Raw genomic sequence first — 18,094 nt, forward strand, 5'->3', positions numbered from 1 at the left:
TGTGCTTCTTTTTTTTATCTGTTTTGGGAATGAAATCTATTCTCAAACCACAAATGTTGCACAGGAAGTTGTGACCGAAAGTAAAAAGCTAAAGAAAGCAGTTGATAATAAAGACATCTCTGCACAAGCGGATTCTTATTACAATATCGGGGAATCATTTTTCAATAATGGAAATTTTGCGAAAGGCGAAGAGTATTTTATTAAATCTAAAAACATCTACGAACAGCTCAACGATAAACCCAACATTGAAAAAGTAACCAGAAAACTGGCTCAGTCACAGGAAAAACAGAATAAAATTACTCCTGCAATCAGCAATTACAGCCGTGCTGCGGAAGTTAATTATTCATCAAAAAGCAAGGCGGTTAATTCTAATGATGCGGCAAGACTTTCTGCACCGTCGCAAGATATGAAAGCGGAAGCAATTCAGAATAATATTGATCTCAGCCAAAAGGAAAATGAAAAAGAAGATCTCGCGGCGAGTTACAGCCAAATGGCGGATGTAAATATTCAGCAGAAGGATATTCCGAGAGCTGAGGAAAACCTGAACAATGCCTATAAGGTTTCTAAAAAAGGCGCACCTCAGCAAGCGCTGGAAATCAATCAAAAATTAACGAATTTTTATGTTGAAAATAAAAACTTCGATAAAGCGATTGAAGCTAAAAAGAAAGTTCTGAAAGAAGATTTCGTTAAGGATAATTCTCAGGAGAAAGTCAATCAAATTCAGGAATTAGCAGATATTTATATCAAAAAAGATGATGCAGGAGAAGCTATAAAATTATTAAAGAACGCCTACGAAATTGCCTTGGAAAAAGGTCATACTTTGGAGGCACAGAAAAGCGTAAAAAGGTTAGACAGTCTTTATAATACTGCAAATAACACGGATGCTTCAGTTCAATTGTACAGAGATTTTCTTGGAAAATTGCCGGACTTGGTTTCTAAAGACCGAAGTCTGGTAGATAATAAAGTTTTGGAAGATACCGAACAGAGAATTTCTCAATTAGAAAAAGAACGAGAATTAAAAGACGAGTTAATTCGCAAGAAAAATGTCTTTAATTACAGCCTGATTGGAGTTTTGGTTTTGTTGACAATATTGATAATTTTTATTTTCAGAACATTGAAAAAAGTTCAGATAAAGAATAAAAAAATTGCGTTACAATCGCTTCGTAGAGAAATGAATCCGCATTTTATTTTTAATAGTTTAAACAGTGTAAATCATTTCATTGCTACAAATAATGAATTGGAAGCCAACCAATATTTAACCAAATTTTCAAAACTGATGCGTGGCGTGATGGAAAATTCCACTGAAGATTTTATTCCGTTTCAGCAGGAATTGGATCTCCTTCAAAATTATCTCGCGTTGGAAAAAACCCGTTTTTCAGACAAATTTGATTATGAAATTGAGGTTGATGACAACTTAAATATGCAAAGCCTAAAAATCCCCGGAATGTTGGTTCAACCATTTTTAGAGAATGCAATCTGGCACGGATTACGCTACAGAACAGAAAAAGGATTTTTAAAATTAAGTTTTGAAAAGAACAATCAACATCTAAAAATTACTATCGAAGATAATGGAATCGGAATTGAAGAAAGTAAAAAGCAAAAAACAGAACACCAGAAAAATAGAGAAGGCCGCGGGATGAAAAATACACTGGAAAGAATCACTTTGTTGAATGATTTGTACAATCAGGATATTCAGTGTAAAATCACAGATAAAAAAACTGAGCACGGAGTTTTGGTAGAAGTGAGCTATAAATTGTGAAAAAGTGAGTAGCCAATTGTGAATTTTAATACCTGAGACCTAACCCTAAAAACATGAAAATAAAAGCCATAATCGTAGACGACGAGCTTATCGCAAGAGAAGTTTTGAGGAACTACATCACTAAATACTGTCCACAAGTTGAAATTTTAGGTGAAGCCGAAAATATAAAACAAGCAGTTCCTTTGATCGCTGAAAAGCAACCTCAGCTGGTTTTCCTTGATGTGGAAATGCCTTTCGGAAATGCTTTTGATGTGTTGGAAGCAACAAAAGAATTTTCCTATGAAACGATTTTTATTACCGCATTTTCTCAATATTCTTTACAGGCTTTGAATAAATCGGCGAGTTATTACATTCTTAAACCGATTGATATTCAAGAGCTTATTGTGGCGGTGAATAAAGTTGCCGAAAATATCGAAAATAAAGATGAACTTAACCGTAATAAAATTCTTCTTGAAAATTTAAAATTAAAACCTGAAAAGCAACAATTGATTCTTCCGACATTACAAGGCTTTGATGTCGTAAAAACGGAAGATATTGTAAGACTTCAGGCGGATGGGAATTTCACACAGGTTTATCTTACGGATGGTTCTAAAAAGATGGTGTGCAGATTTCTAAAGCATTTTGACGATTTGCTGGAAAATCCTTTTGTAAGAGTTCACCGTTCCCATATTATCAACACCAATTTTGTAAAATCTTACCATAAAAGCGGAACGGCAACGCTTTCAGACACTACGGAAATTGAGGTTTCCGGAAGTTTTAAAGATAACTTTTTGAAGGTTTTTTCTTAACTAATAATTATTTAAATTTTGTGATCTTCGCTGAGTGAGACGCCTTTGCGATCTTAAAAGTATTTAGTAGTTAAAAAAAACTTTGCGAACTTTGCGTTAAAATTAATAGCATTTCACAAATTAGCAATAAAATTTTTCAGGCATTATTTTTGAAGCTTCCATAGTAACCACGAAATTTATATTATTATGAAAAATATTCAGAAAATTGCCATTCCCGTCTCGTTGGGGATTTTGGGTTTCATTATTCTTAATTCATGTTCAACAGGAATTCCTAAAGGCGCAACAGCAGTTACCCATTTTAATGCAGAAAAATATTTAGGAAAGTGGTACGAGATTGCCCGTTTCGATTATAGATTCGAGAAAAATATGGATAACGTGACAGCGACTTATTCTCAAAATCCGAACGGAACAATTAGGGTAGATAATAAAGGCTACGATTACATCAAAAAAGAATGGAAAGAGTCAATTGGGGAAGCAAAATTTGTAAAAGACAAAACCGAAGCCAGATTAAAAGTTTCATTTTTTAAACCAATCTGGGCTGGATATAACGTCATTGATATTGACGAAAATTATCAATATGCATTGGTTGCCGGAAGCAGTTTAAAATATATCTGGATTCTATCCCGAACTAAAGAAATTCCTGAAAGTATAAAGCAACGTTTTCTAGAAAAAGCTAAGAAAATTGGGTACAATACAGATGAATTAATCTGGGTAAAACATGATTAATCGTTATTGCGAGGAGCGAAGCGACGAAGCAATCTCTTAATAATTTTAACAACTTAAATACAACTTAATGTTTCAGATTTTTAACCATTAAGTTGTATTTAGAGTTTAAGAAAAATTAAGTTTAACTCTATTTTAGGGAGATTGCTTCGTCGCTTCGCTCCTCGCAATGACAAAAAAAATTAATTCAAACTTTTATACTCCTTCCATTCCTCAAAACGATGATCAATGGCAAGTTTCATTAAGTCATAATTTTCATACGTATCTTCAATGTGATAGAAAGTTTCATATTCATAATCGCTTTCTTCTGCTTTACTGTCGAAAATATTGATATAATCTGTGGCAAAAGAACTGAATTTATCGGCAAAATCTGTTTCATCCACATAATAATCTTTTGCGAAGCTGTTTCCGAGATCATTAAGCTCATGTTCGGTGAATTTTCCATCGCATACTTCAAGGAGAAACTCTGCTCCGGTAATCTCTCTTCTTTTTAAACTTTCAATTTCATCTTTGAAATCTTCTTTCATTTCCTCGGAATGCAAGTTGTTGTGAATGCACCAGTTCAGAAACATTCCTGTATGAGTTGCACTGTTTTTCGAAGGAAGCCCTTCTGGAAAATCTCCTCCATAATGCCATGAAGCATCATCATATTTAGACATAATTTTTAATTATAGTTTTAAACAGTTCAAACCAAAGATATAAAAAATCGTTTTCTTTTGTTCACTACACAGAATTTTCCGTCATTTGCAGCAGAATTTTTTTCAAGAATTAAAATATGGAAAAAGCTGTTCTTATTACTATTGGAGACGAGATCCTTTCGGGAAATACCGTTGATACCAATTCTAATTTTATTGCTACTGAACTTAAAAATATAGGAGTACAAGTCTCACAAATTTTCACTATTTCAGATGAAATTGAAACCATTAAAAATACCTTGAATGAGGCGTTTAAGATTGGAGATTTGATTATTACAACCGGTGGTCTGGGCCCAACCAGAGATGATAAAACCAAAAAAGCACTTGCCGAATTTTTTAATGATGAAATTGCGCTGGATGAGGTTACTTTTGAGCATTTGAGAGCATATATGGAAAAACGTGGCCGACTGGAAATTCTGGAAAGAAACCGCGAACAAGCCTTTGTTCCTACAAAATCTACGGTTTTTCAAAATAATTTCGGAACGGCACCTTGTATGATGATGGAGCAGGACGGGAAATTGTGTTTCAGTCTTCCGGGCGTTCCTTATGAAGTAAAACCTTTGATTAAAGATCAGATTGTTCCTTATTTAAAAGAAAAATATAGCCTTAATTATATCACCACAAGAATTATTTCCGTAGTTGGAATTCCTGAAAGTATTTTGGCAGATACCATTGAAGATTGGGAACTGGCTCTTCCCGAAAACTTAGCTTTATCTTATCTTCCGATTGGAACCAGAGTGAAGTTAAGACTGACTGCAACAGGGGAAAATGAAGCTCATTTAAAGCAACAATTAGAAGAAGAAATTCAGAAATTACTTCCTTTAATTAAGGATAATGTGATTGCAACGACTGAGGATAAAATTGAAAAAATTCTTGGCGAACTTTTAATTGAAAGGAAATTAACGATTTCAACGGCTGAAAGCTGTACCGGAGGAGAATTGGCAAAAATGATCACTTCAAATTCCGGAAGTTCAAAATATTTCTTAGGCGGAATTATTCCTTATGCCACTGAAAAGAAAATTGAGATTTTAAAGGTTAAAAAAGAAACCGTTGACGAATTCACTGTTGTAAGCGAGCAGGTTGCTCAGGAAATGGCAAAAGGCTGTCAGAAATTATTTGACACCAATATTTCACTTTCTACAACAGGAGTTGCAGGCCCGGGAAAAGGTGAGGATGGTAAAGATATTGGGACGGTTTTCTATTCAATCAGGGTGAATGATAAAGAGCATAGTTCAAAATTATACATGCCACATCTGGAAAGGCTGGATTTTATGAATTTTGTATCACAGAAAATTCTGCAGGATTTGGTAGGAATACTTATAAATGAGTAAGAACTCGTTAATTTTTAATTTTATTTTAATTAAATTTTATATACTTTTTCACGCTTTTTGACATTGAATCAAAAAAATGTAAAAACGTGGAAAAATCAAACCAAATTTTTCAAACCAATAACAAGAAGCGCTGGAGAAATGTGCAGTGGGGAACTCGTATTTTTATCTTCATTGCCATACTGCTTTTTTTGGCGTTAGGGGTGATGATGAAATTGGATAAAAGTCCGAAAATTCCTTTCAAAGAAGATTATAAATCTATTATTACAGCGGCTAAACCGTATCTTCAGGAAAATAAAATATCGAAAGAATATAAAGGATTCAGAAGTTTTATTTCAGAAAAAACAATTCATACCAATCTTTCTAAAATTGAAAAAGCAAGAGCGGAGAGACTTAAAAATCAAAACAGAAGCTGGTCACAATTTCCGGGAGGGATTCGTTCTGCGTTTTATGTAGCGTGGGATCCGCAGTCTTTGATGTCTTTAAAGAGAAATATTAAACATATCAATTTAGTTTTTCCGGAATGGTTTTTCTTAGATCCTAAAACAGGAGATCTGAAAACAAATGTTGATACTGAAGGCTATAAGATTATTAAAAGAACAGGCGTTGCAGCGATGCCGATTCTAAGTAATAACTCTGATCGTGAATTCCGCTCTGAAGGATTGGGAAAAGTTCTGAAAAGTCCGCAACTCAGAACAAAGCTTATTCAAAAATTAGCGCAAGAGTGCGTTAAGCTTCATTTCAAGGGAATCAACATTGACTTTGAAGACATGAATCTGGATTCTGACGAATTTCTTATTGATTTTATGCAGGAACTTTCATTGACGTTCAAACAGAACAATCTTTTGGTAGCAATGGATGTAATGACGGATAATGATGATTATAATATCGAAAAGCTAAATCCTTACGTAGATTATTTTGTATTGATGGCTTATGATGAATACTCTTCTGACAGCGATGCCGGACCTATATCTTCTCAAAAATGGATCGAAGCACAAACCGGAAAAATTTTAAAGAAAACAACACCTAATAAAGTTATTTTAGGGTTGGGAGCCTATGGATATGACTGGAGTACCAACAAGGATGACAATACTTCCGTTACTTACATGCAGGCAATCACAAAGGCACACGCCAGTAAGTCTTACATCAATTTTAATGATGATACTTTTAACTTAAATTATTCTTATACCGACTCTAATAAAAACGTACATACCGTATTTTTTAACGATGCCACTTCTATTTTTAATACGATGCGTTTTTCTTCTGAATATCCATTGGCAGGAACCGCGATTTGGAGACTGGGAAGTGAAGACAGCAGAGTTTGGAGTTTCTATGATAAAGACCTTTCTTCAGCAGGAATGCAGAAATTTAGTTTTAAAACATTGGAAAATGTGAAAGGACAAACCATGGTTGATTATATCGGGGACGGTGAGGTTCTGGATGTTTTAAATACACCGCATGACGGAAAAATTTCCCTGGAAGTAGATCCCAAAGAAAAGATCATTACTGATGAAAATTATGTGACCTATCCAAGTTCTTATGAGGTTAAAAAATATGGAAGCGCTCCGCAGAAAGAGCTTGTTCTGACATTTGATGACGGGCCCGATGAGACTTACACACCTCAGGTTTTAGATGTTTTATCAAAATACCACGTACCCGCAGCCTTTTTTTTAATAGGCTTAAATGCTGAAAAAAACCTTCCGCTTGTAAAAAGAATTTACAGAGAAGGGCACGAGATCGGAAACCATACATTTACGCACGAAAACGTTGCAAAAGTAAGTCCTCAGAGAGCATTATTGGAGCTAAAACTCACAAGACTATTGATAGAATGTATCACGGGACACAGTACGATTTTATTCAGAGCGCCTTATAATGCAGATTCAGAGCCTACAACTTCCGAGGAGATCATTCCTGTGGCATTGGCAAGACAGCAAAATTATTTGGATATCGGGGAAAGTATAGATCCCGAAGACTGGCAACCCGGAATAAAAGCCGATCAGATCGTACAGCGCGTTTTGGCAGGAATCAAACAGGAAAGAGGAAATATCATTTTGCTTCATGATGCGGGCGGAGATACGAGAGAAGAAACGATCAAAGCGCTTAAAATTTTGATTCCGATGCTTCAGAAACAGGGATATCATTTCACCAACCTTGCAAGCATTTTACATAAAAGTAAAAACGAATTAATGCCTGAAATTCCCAAAACGAGATCATATTACGTAATGCAGCTTAATTTGGTGTTGGCAACGGTGATTTATGGAATCAGTCATTTTCTGGTAGCACTTTTCACTATTTTCATCGGATTGGGACTGATCAGATTATTGTTGATGGCTTATTGGGCGATTAAAGAAAGGAAAAAAGAAAAAAAATTAGGCAATTTCCCTGTGTTGGAATCTTATCCAAAAGTTTCAATTATCGTTCCTGCTTACAATGAAGAGGTGAATATTGTTTCTTCATTAAAAAATTTATTAAAACAAACTTATCCCAATTTTGATATCATCATGGTGGATGATGGGAGTAAAGATTTGACGTATGAAAAAGCAAATACAGAGTTTTCTGATCATCCGAAACTGAAAATTTTCAGTAAGACTAATGGCGGAAAAGCAACTGCTTTAAATTTCGGGATCTCTCAAACTGATGCCGAGTATGTTGTCTGCATCGATGCGGATACAAAATTAGAGCAAGACGCTGTAAAACATCTTATCGGAAGATTTTTAAATGCAGATCCAGAAGAGAAAATTGCTGCTGTAGCCGGAAACGTAAAAGTAGGAAATCAGGTAAATTGGTTAACAAAATGGCAGGCTATAGAATACACGACCAGTCAGAATTTTGATAGATTGGCCTATGCCAATATTAATGCAATTACCGTAATTCCGGGAGCGATCGGAGCGTTTAAAAAAGCGGTGATTCATGAAGTTGGAGGATATTCATCAGATACTTTGGCGGAAGACTGCGACATAACAGTGAAAATTTTAAGAGAAGGCTACACTGTTGCGAATGAAAACAGAGCAGTTGCCGTAACGGAAGCTCCGGAAACCGTGAAACAGTTTCTAAAACAGCGTTTTCGCTGGACATACGGAATTATGCAGATGTTCTGGAAACAGAGACAGACATTTTTTAATCCGAAATATAAAGGCTTAGGACTTTGGGCAATGCCGAATATTTTATTGTTTCAGTATATTATTCCGTTTTTCTCACCGCTTGCCGATGTCATTATGTTTTTTGGAATTTTATCAGGAAACGGAGAAAAAATATTCAGTTATTATTTACTGTTTCTTTTGGTGGACGCATCATTGGCGATCGTTGCTTTTATGATGCAGAGAGAGAAATTAGTGAATTTACTGTATGTCATTCCGCAAAGATTTGGGTACAGATGGCTGATGTATATTGTGTTATTCAGAAGCTTAAGAAAGGCTTTGAAGGGAGAAATGCAGTCTTGGGGATTCCTGAAAAGAACCGGCAACGTTAAAGAAATTACAACTTCATGATATTTGTTTAAATTTGTTCAAATAAAAGTAACAAATAATTAAAAGAACATACATATTGTATAAATTGTTATCATAATGAAAAAATTAACGCTTTCTTTGTTTTTACTGGCAGGAGTTTGCTCACTAAATACAGTGAGTGCCCAGACTAAGGCTACTAAAACAGCAGTAAATACAACAGATAAAGGTTTAGACCTTAGTTTGATGGATACATCTGTACGTCCACAAGACGACTTCTATAACTACGTAAGCGGAACTTGGATGAAAACTGCCAAGATCCCTTCTGACAAACCGACATGGGGTAGTTTCAACAAATTGGCTGATGATACTGATAATCACTCAATGACGATCCTGAACTCTCTTTTGAAAGACAAATTTGCTGACGGAAGCGAAGGTAAAAAAATCCAGGACTTGTACGCAACGTACATGAACATGGATAAGAGAAATGCAGACGGAATCAAGCCTATTCAGGAAAACATCAACAAAATTGATGCAATTAAAAATCTTGCAGACCTTCAAAACTACTTTATTTCTGTAACGAAAGACGGAGAAAATACGTTGTACGGATGGGGAGTTGATGCAGATTTGAAAGATTCTAAAATGAACGCTGTTTACTTAGGTAACGCTTCTTTAGGATTAGGAAGAGATTATTACCAGAAAGTAAACGAAAAAAACACAGAAGCTATTGCTGAATATCAGAAATATGTAGCTTCTATGTTGAAAGAATTAGGATATAAAAATGCTGATGCTGCCGCAAAAGGAATCGTTGATTACGAAAAAAGCATTGCAAAAACATATTTAACGAACGAGCAGAGCCGTGATAACACGCTGCAGTATAACCCAAGAACAATGGCTGAACTTTCAACATTGGTAAAAGGTGTTGATATTCCTGCTTACCTTAAAAAAGTTGGTGTAAATACTGATAAAGTAATCATCGGAGAAATCGGGTATTACAAAAACTTCGATCAGTTGGTGAATGCTAAAAATCTTCCTGTAATTAAGGATTATTTGAAGTTCCACATGATTCACGGAAGTGCTTCTTACCTTAGCGAAAACCTTGGAAATATGAAATTTGCTTTCTATGGTAAATATTTAAGAGGTCAGCAAGAACAAAGAGCGCTTAACAAAAGAGGATATGAGTTGATCAATGGTTCTCTTGGGGAAGCTTTCGGTAAATTATATGTTGAGAAATATTTCCCGGCTGAAGCAAAAGCTCAGATGGTTGAGTTGATCGATTATTTAAAGAAAAGTTTTGCAGTTCACATCAATGGTTTAACTTGGATGTCTGCTACAACGAAGGTTAAAGCAATGGAGAAACTTAATAAATTCACTGTGAAAGTTGCTTACCCTGACAAATGGAAAGATTACTCTAAATTAGAGATCGTTCCTGAATCTAAAGGTGGAAATTTATATTCAAACCTTCAGAACCTTTCAGAATGGCAGTACAACAAAGATTTAGCTAAAATCGGAAAACCGGTAGACAAATCAGAATGGGGAATGACTCCACAAACTGTAAATGCTTACTACAACCCGGTAAACAACGAAATCGTGTTCCCTGCAGCTATTCTTCAACCTCCATTCTTCAACCCACAAGCTGATGCTGCCGTAAACTTCGGTGGAATTGGTGCGGTTATCGGTCACGAAATGAGCCACGGATTTGATGATTCAGGAGCGCAATTCGATGCAGATGGTAACTTGGTGGACTGGTGGACTCCGGCAGACAAAGCTAACTTCGAAAAAGCGACTAAAGCTCTTGCTTCTCAATATGACAAGTATGAGCCTGTAAAAGGAACTTTCGTTAACGGTACTTTCACAAACGGTGAAAATATCGCTGACTTAGGTGGAGTAAACATCGCTTACGATGCATTACAAATGTATTTGAAAGATAAAGGGAACCCTGGATCAATCAGCGGATTTACACAAGATCAGAGATTCTTCCTAAGCTGGGCAACAGTTTGGAGAACGTTATCAAGTGAGAAATACATGGTTAACCAAGTGAAAACAGACCCACACTCTCCTGGATATTTCAGAAGTTTCGGTCCGCTTATCAACGTGGATGCCTTCTACAAAGCATTTGACGTAAAAGCTGGAGATAAATTATACAAAGCTCCTGCAGACAGAATCAAAATCTGGTAATAATCAGATCATAATATTACAAGCCGTTCAGAAATGAGCGGTTTTTTTATTGGTGGCTGAGGTTCTCGAAGCCACTATTATTAATCAAGAGTCCTTCGACTCCGCTCAGGATGACATCTCTAAAAAAAGTACTTTACAATAAGAACGGATAGTATTAGGAATGTCATCCTGAGCGGAGTCGAAGGATTTCCACATAATTAATAAACAGTTTTTTATCAATAGGAACGGGCTTTAGCCCGTTTTCAACTTCAAAAATTTCAAAAAAGGCTTTAGCCAAAACCTAAACTTGCCCACATACACACTTTTTTACTTATAATCACAACTTATGACTAATAACTCAAGATCATTTATCAATTATGATTAATCATTTATAACTTAATTCGTATATTTGGTAAGTTTGTGTAAAATCAAAAATTATCTTTAATGAAAAAGCTAAATATTGGGATACTTGCTCTTTCGGGTATCGTATTTTTAAATTCGTGTGGTACAGCAAAAACTGCCGAAACAAGTACAAAAACAGAGCCTAAAGTGGTTGCTGTAGAACCGGTGAAGAAAGAAGCAAAAGAAGAGGGGATCAACTTATCTTATATGGATAAAAGTGTGCGTCCACAGGATGACTTTTTTAGCTATGTTAACGGAAATTGGGTGAAAACCACTCAGATTCCTTCTGATAAAGCGAGCTGGGGATCTTTCAATGCATTAAGAGAAAATGTAGATGATGCTTCTTTGGATATTTTAAACAAAATTTTATCTGAGAAATATGAAGCGGGTTCAGAGGGTCAAAAGATTCAGAATTTGTATGCATCTTTCATGGATACGGCGAAAAGAAATGCAGAGGGTCTGGCTCCGATCAAAGGAGACTTAGCAAAGATCGATGCTATCAAAAATATTAATGATCTTCAGAAATATTTGTTGGATGCTACAAAATTAGGCGACAATTCTTTCTACGGATGGAGAGTAGGCGCGGATATGAAGAATTCTGTCATGAATGCAGTATATCTTGGCGGTCCGGATCTTGGTTTAGGAAGAGATTACTATCAAAAAGTAAATGAAGCTAATACGAAAACGTTAGCTGAATATCAAGTGTATGTTGGAAAATTATTCGGAGTTTTAGGATATAAAAATTCTGATGCTGCGGCAAAAAATGTAGTTGATTTTGAAAAACAACTGGCCAATTATTTATTGACTCTTGAGCAAAACAGAGATGCCAATTTAAGATACAACCCTAAAAATGTATCTGAATTATCTGGTTTGGTTAAAAATGTTAACCTTGCCAAATATTTAACCGATGCAGGAGTAAAAACCGACAAGGTGATTGTTGGTGAATTGAAATATTACCAAAATATGGATCAGTTCATCACGCAGAAAAACCTTCCGTTACTGAAAGATTATCTGAAATATCATTTAGTGAATGGAAATGCTTCTAATTTAGATGAAAACTTAGAGCAGATAAGATTTGATTTCTATTCAAAATATCTTCAAGGCCAAAAAGAGCAGCGTCCGATGAATAAAAGAGGACTGACTCTTGTAAACGGAGTTCTTGGTGAAGCTTTCGGTAAATTATATGTTGAAAAATATTTCACGCCTGAAGCAAAAGCTCAGATGGAGACATATATTCAGTATATATTAAGATCATTTAAGACTCACATCAATGATATGGATTGGATGTCTCCTGAAACTAAAGTAAAAGCTCAGGAAAAATTATCCAAATTCACTGTAAAAATTGCATATCCGGACAAATGGAAAGATTATTCATTATTAAAAGTAGAATCTCCAAAAGCGGGCGGGACTTTATATTCTAATCTTCAAAATGTTGCTGAATGGCAATATCAGAAAAGTTTAGACAAAGTAGGAAAGCCTGTTGACAAAACAGAATGGGGAATGACTCCGCAGACTGTAAATGCTTACTACAGCGGTTCAAACAACGAGATCGTATTCCCTGCAGCGATCCTTCAGTCACCTTTCTACAATCCAAAAGCTGACGCAGCAGTAAACTTCGGTGGAATTGGAGCAGTAATCGGTCACGAAATCTCCCACGGATTCGATGACAGTGGTTCTCGTTTTGACGGTGATGGAAACCTTAATAATTGGTGGACAGATACCGACCGTAAAAACTTTGACGCTAAAGTGGGTCAGTTGGCAGCACAATACAGCGCTTACGAACCCGTAAAAGGAAGTTTTGTGAACGGAAAATTCACAAGCGGTGAAAATATCGGTGATTTGGGTGGAGTAGCAGTGGCTTACGATGCGCTTCAAATGTACCTTAAAGACAAAGGAAATCCGGGATTGATCAGCGGATTTACGCAGGATCAGAGATTCTTCATGAGCTGGGCAACAGTATGGAGAACCAAATCTACAGATCAGTATATGACGAATCAGGTTAAAACAGATCCGCACTCGCCTGGAGTTTTCAGAGCATTCGGACCTTTGGTTAATCAGGATTCTTTCATCAAAGCTTTCGATATTAAGCCTGGAGACAAAATGTATAAAGCTCCTCAGGACAGAATAAAAATTTGGTAACATAGCCAAAAATTGTTAGAAAAGAAAAACGCGTCAGAAATGATGCGTTTTTTTTATTTATTTTTCATAGTTTAGTGACATCGTAAAATCGTAACTTTAGGTTATTAATGATACGTATAATTAAATATTTCAAGAAAAATCTTAACAAAATTTTGTATGTTACAGTTTTTTTTTAAATTTAAACATTGGATTGGTCAGCTATTTGATGCAGATAAAACCAATTCACACCAAAATCTAAAATCTCAAAATAATAATAATATGGCAATGTTTAATTATGGTGTTGGCGGCAACGAGGTAAAAGTAGACGCTAATGAAGCTATTCAGGAAATACAGGAGAATAAGTCGCTGATTGTGAGTCAGCTTACGACCGACGAATCTTACGTACCTGAAATTGTAACAGGATTAAAGACTGTGGATGACGTCTTCAAACATTTCCAACCTTCTGTTTCTGTACAGCACGAAACACAGGACGGCAGTGTGGTAGAAGAAGAATTCCGTTTTCAAAATCTTGCGGACTTCACTCCCAAAAATCTTACTCAGAAATCAAATTACTTACAAGAACTTAGCATGGAACAGGAGCAATACAATAAAATTGTCCGTCAGCTGAAAACAAATAAGATTCTGCGTAATATGCTGGAAAACGATCAGACAAGAGCTGCGTTTGTGGAAGTATTGAAAGAAGTGGCACAAGAACTTGAAAAATAATCTAAAGACTTTACATTAATCATGGATAGTAAATTACAAGCGGCAGAAAACCAGCAACAAGGTCAACAGCAACAACAGGGAGGTCAGCCGAAAGGTAACCCAATCGCCGAACTCAATAAAATTGGAGGTTTCGGATTTGTTGAATCAGTTGTGGATGGCATCGCCAACATGAACCCTACAAGAAAAGCCAGGAAAGAAATTTTCCTTACCGATAATAATAAGACAGATGAAAGAAAAGAGTTGCTTCAAAAAATTAATCTTTGGGTTAATCTTTTAGAAGGAAACGAATCTGCTGATAAAATGGCTGACACCTGCAAAACAAAAGCACTGCAGGCAGACCAGAGTTTAAAAACAAACTTAAAAAATACGCTGGACGCAGTTCGTCAGCTGGAAGTAAACTACAGAACAGTCGCTCAGTTTTACAAAAATACAGAACTTGATAAAGTTGACAACGTAAGCATCGTTAATGCAACTTTAGAGCAGGTTTCAGATCTTGATAATCCGCTTTTCATTGATGCGGTTTCAGAAGAGTTTAAGAATTACTACGATCGTTTGGATCTTAGAGATAACTATTCTATTTTGGCGATCCCGGGATATTTAGGATCAAATAAAGTGATAGAAAAATGGGCTAAAATCTGTAATGAAAACAAAGTAATGTTGGTTACGGATTTTGCTAACCTTGATAAGCCGGATGATGTGGTGGATTTATTCCATTCTGCGAATCTTACAGGTGGCGAATTACACAGAAGTAATGTAATTATGACGTGTAACTGGCTTGTTGGCCGTGGAAGAGCTGAAGAAGTAGGTGAAGAGGAAAACGTAGAGCTTCCGCCTTCAACTTCATTAGCAGGGAAAATTCATAAAACATTGATGTCTCAGGTTGCTGCCGGTAAAAAACACGGTAACATTAACGAGGTGGATGCCGTAAAATTCGAATTGAAGAAAAGCGAAATTTCTCAATTGGAAAAAATGGGATTGGTTCCTATGGTTAACGAATATGGTAAGATAATGGCTTTCTCCGCAAAAACATTGTTTACAGGAGATAACATCGGACTTCAAACATATTCTGTTGTTCGTGTATTCGATTATGTAACTAAAGTTTTATTGGATTTCTTAAACAGAAGAGCCTTCGAAAACTGGAATTCTAAAAATGAAGATGATCTTAGAAGACAGATCGTTACGTTCTTAGACGGTATCAAAGGTGCTGATAAATTGATCGAGAAGTTCAAGATTGTGCGTTTTGAGCAGGATAAAGTAAACAAAGACAGAGTATGGCTTGATATTCGTTTAACACCTTATTTTCCTACAAAAAGTTTTGTTATTAAATTAGACGGACACAAAGGAGATGACGGTAACGAATGGGAGTCTCAATACACTCAGGATTAGACTCAATCAAATTTTTATACTAAAAAACCGATGCATTTTTTTACATCGGTTTTTTTCTACCAAATCTCAAAATTAGTAATATGAAAGGCAGGTCAATATATCTTTTGCCGATTTTTCTTATGGTTTTTGCAGTAAGCTGTGAAGACAAAAAACTTCAGGGTCCGGAGCATACAATAGATCTTTTTAAAGACCAGCGCCAGGAAGGCAAGGCATATGTAATGAGCGCGGAAGAATCTAGCGCAGCAAGTGCAATGGTGATTGCAAGTTCAAATGTGAAGCTTGTGGACAGCTATTCGGGACGTGGAAGACCTATTTTTATTTATAAAGTTAATTCCGGAGAAGTCATAAAAACAACAAGAGATTCCATAGTGAGTTTTCCTTTTCAGTTTCTTTCCAATCAAAAACTGGATTTGAAAAAAGATGCGATGTATGTTTATCTTCAAAAGCTTGAAGGCTACCGTTTTATCGCAAAAGATAAAAATCTTAGATATCAATGGTTAAAAGATGCTCCGGTTTATTCCGTGAAAGCTGATCAATAAAATTTTATCTTTGCAAATATTAAAAGATGCTTATAAGCTCTGTGTGAAGAAAAGTAGATTTTGAATTATAGATTTTAAATTTTGAATGTTTAATATTCATCATTTATCAATTATCATTTATCAATTATTTTTTGTGTCATGCTGAGCGGAGTCGAAGCATCTAAAATAATGAAGAAGAAAACCTTTGGAAAAAATAGAAAACTCAGACTTCAAACACATCGGAACCAAGCTCCTGAACTGGTACAAACAAAACGCTAGGGATTTACCTTTCAGACAGACAAAAGATCCTTATAAAATCTGGATCTGCGAGATCGTTTTTCAGCAGACGAGGATCAATCAGGGACTTAATCATTACAACAATTTTATCAAACGATTTCCGGATGTAAAAACTTTGGCCAATGCTGAAGAAGATGAGGTTTTGCTCTATTGGAAGGGGTTGGGTTATTATTCCAGAGCGATAAATATCCATAAAGCAGCCCAGCAGATCATGAATGATTATCAGGGAACTTTTCCTTCCGATTATGATGAGATCTTAAAACTGAAAGGTGTCGGAAAATATACTGCTGCTGCGGTTTCAAGCATCTGTTTTAATGGGAAAATGCCGGCAGTTGATGGGAATTTTTATCGTGTTTTAAGCCGAATCTTTGCGGATGATTTTGATAGCTCTAATTCCAGAGCTTTTAATTATTTTTCCGAATTGGCGACTTTAGTTTTGCCCGAAAATGTAGGCGATTTCAATCAAGCGATGATGGATTTAGGTTCAGAAATCTGCAAACCTAGAAACCCATTTTGTGGAGAATGTCCTTTAAATGAAGACTGTTTAGCTTTTTCATTAAATAAAATCTCTGAATTTCCTGTTAAGACGAAAACAGTTAAAGCAGAACATTTAGGTTTGAAATATTATTTCGTTCACAGAAACGGACAGTTTTTAATTCAACAAAGAAAAGATGATTTTATCTGGAAAAAATTATTTGAATTTCCACATGAGATTTCTGAAGAATTAATGCCTTTTATTAAAAGTGCGAAAACGGTTAATCACAAACTGACACACAAGAATTTAAGCATAGAAATTTTTAATGTAGAAGTTGATTCTGAAATTGTCTGGACAGATTTTATTGCTGAAAATCAATATCTCATCACAGATTTTGAAGGTTCTCATGAAAAATCATTCCCGAAACCTTTGGAAACTTATATTCAAAATTACCATACAGCCTATAAAATTCTGTGATGTCATTGCGAGGAGCGAAGCGACGAAGCAATCTTTAAAAAGTAACTTGAGATTCTTTCACTACACTTCGTTCCGTTCAGAATGACAGCAGCGTGATTAAAGCGTATTTTGCGTTTAAAACAAATAAAAATAATATTCAAATAAAATTCAATTTCAAAACTCATTGAAATCCTGAAATTTGTCTTCCTATATCTGAAATCTAATTTGTACTTTTGCAAAATGATTAAAAAGGTCATTTTTATATTTGCTTCATTGCTTTTAATATCATGTGGAAAAGATCCCGTTCTCAAACCTTATGGAGAACTGAGATTAGAGTACCCCACACCAACATATCAGAAATTTGAAAACAACTGTGCTTACACATTTGAATACTCGGATTTTGCTACAATTACGAATGCCAAAAAGCCATGTTGGTATTATCTGAATTATCCGAAAATGAAGGCAAAACTGTTCGTAACCTATTATCCAATTAATAATGACTTTGCTGAACACATCAAAGAAGCTGAAAAAATGGTGTACGAGCATACCATTAAAGCGAGTTCAATAGATACAAAATCTTTCGAATATCCTGAAAAAAAGGTATACGGGAATTTTTATGAGCTGAAAGGGCAGAGTGCTTCGAATCTTCAATTTTACATTACAGACAGTACAAAACACTTTGTGACTGCTTATTTATACTTTAATACAAGACCGAAACCGGATTCATTGGCTCCCGCTGTGGATTATATCAAAAAAGATATGAAACATCTGCTGGATACTTTCGAATGGAAAAAATAATTACTTTAAAAAATACATTGAAAAA

General features: G+C 35.5%; 13 protein-coding genes. 12 read left to right on the plus strand and 1 reads right to left on the minus strand.

The features are described 5' to 3' along the window. The first annotated feature begins 1 nt into the window (after position 1). The 3 genes from BT156_RS19125 (at position 2) to BT156_RS19135 (ending at position 3,273) form a co-directional block, all read left to right on the plus strand. Positions 2–1,759, plus strand: coding sequence for a tetratricopeptide repeat-containing sensor histidine kinase (locus BT156_RS19125; RefSeq protein WP_228430196.1), 1,758 nt, complete (start codon positions 2–4; stop codon positions 1,757–1,759). A gap of 53 nt (positions 1,760–1,812) precedes the next feature. Then, positions 1,813–2,547 (plus strand): LytR/AlgR family response regulator transcription factor, encoded by a 735-nt coding sequence (locus BT156_RS19130; RefSeq protein WP_072412537.1) that lies wholly within the window; start codon positions 1,813–1,815, stop codon positions 2,545–2,547. A gap of 186 nt (positions 2,548–2,733) precedes the next feature. Then, on the plus strand, positions 2,734–3,273 hold the full coding sequence (locus BT156_RS19135; RefSeq protein WP_072412538.1) for a lipocalin family protein: 540 nt from the start codon (positions 2,734–2,736) through the stop codon (positions 3,271–3,273). A gap of 179 nt (positions 3,274–3,452) precedes the next feature. Here the strand turns inward: BT156_RS19135 and BT156_RS19140 are convergent, their stop codons facing one another. Next, the gene (locus BT156_RS19140; protein WP_072412539.1) at positions 3,453–3,929 is read right to left on the minus strand and encodes a DUF7832 domain-containing protein; all 477 of its coding nucleotides are present in this window, start codon (positions 3,927–3,929) and stop codon (positions 3,453–3,455) included. 116 nt (positions 3,930–4,045) lie between these two features. Here BT156_RS19140 and BT156_RS19145 point away from each other — a divergent pair, with 116 nt between their 5' ends. The 9 genes from BT156_RS19145 to gldD all read left to right on the plus strand — a co-directional run bounded on the left by BT156_RS19145 (position 4,046) and on the right by gldD (position 18,069). After that, positions 4,046–5,296: a CinA family nicotinamide mononucleotide deamidase-related protein gene (locus tag BT156_RS19145; RefSeq protein ID WP_072412540.1), complete on the plus strand. Its 1,251-nt coding sequence runs from the start codon at positions 4,046–4,048 to the stop codon at positions 5,294–5,296. Between the two features lie 86 nt (positions 5,297–5,382). Beyond that, positions 5,383–8,781 carry a polysaccharide deacetylase family protein gene (locus BT156_RS19150; protein WP_072412541.1) on the plus strand — a complete coding sequence of 1,133 codons (3,399 nt, stop codon included), beginning with the start codon at positions 5,383–5,385 and terminating at the stop codon, positions 8,779–8,781. A 75-nt stretch (positions 8,782–8,856) separates the two neighbouring features. Beyond that, positions 8,857–10,914 carry a M13 family metallopeptidase gene (locus BT156_RS19155; RefSeq protein ID WP_072412542.1) on the plus strand — a complete coding sequence of 686 codons (2,058 nt, stop codon included), beginning with the start codon at positions 8,857–8,859 and terminating at the stop codon, positions 10,912–10,914. A 423-nt stretch (positions 10,915–11,337) separates the two neighbouring features. Beyond that, complete coding sequence (locus tag BT156_RS19160) at positions 11,338–13,434, plus strand: M13 family metallopeptidase (RefSeq protein WP_072412543.1); 2,097 nt, start codon at positions 11,338–11,340, stop codon at positions 13,432–13,434. A 156-nt stretch (positions 13,435–13,590) separates the two neighbouring features. After that, a complete protein-coding gene (locus tag BT156_RS19165) occupies positions 13,591–14,139 on the plus strand; it encodes a type VI secretion system contractile sheath small subunit (RefSeq protein ID WP_083582408.1) in 549 nt (182 codons plus the stop codon). 21 nt (positions 14,140–14,160) lie between these two features. Beyond that, complete coding sequence (locus tag BT156_RS19170) at positions 14,161–15,525, plus strand: DUF5458 family protein (protein ID WP_072412544.1); 1,365 nt, start codon at positions 14,161–14,163, stop codon at positions 15,523–15,525. Between the two features lie 80 nt (positions 15,526–15,605). Then, positions 15,606–16,064, plus strand: a complete 459-nt coding sequence (locus tag BT156_RS19175; protein WP_072412545.1) for a hypothetical protein — start codon at positions 15,606–15,608, stop codon at positions 16,062–16,064. A 184-nt stretch (positions 16,065–16,248) separates the two neighbouring features. Beyond that, on the plus strand, positions 16,249–17,292 hold the full coding sequence (mutY, locus tag BT156_RS19180) for an A/G-specific adenine glycosylase (protein WP_072412546.1): 1,044 nt from the start codon (positions 16,249–16,251) through the stop codon (positions 17,290–17,292). 219 nt (positions 17,293–17,511) lie between these two features. Beyond that, positions 17,512–18,069, plus strand: a complete 558-nt coding sequence (gene gldD, locus BT156_RS19185) for a gliding motility lipoprotein GldD (RefSeq protein ID WP_072412547.1) — start codon at positions 17,512–17,514, stop codon at positions 18,067–18,069. Positions 18,070–18,094 lie beyond the last annotated feature (25 nt).

The organism is Chryseobacterium limigenitum, from assembly GCF_900114875.1.
Taxonomy (GTDB): Bacteria; Bacteroidota; Bacteroidia; order Flavobacteriales; family Weeksellaceae; genus Chryseobacterium; species Chryseobacterium limigenitum.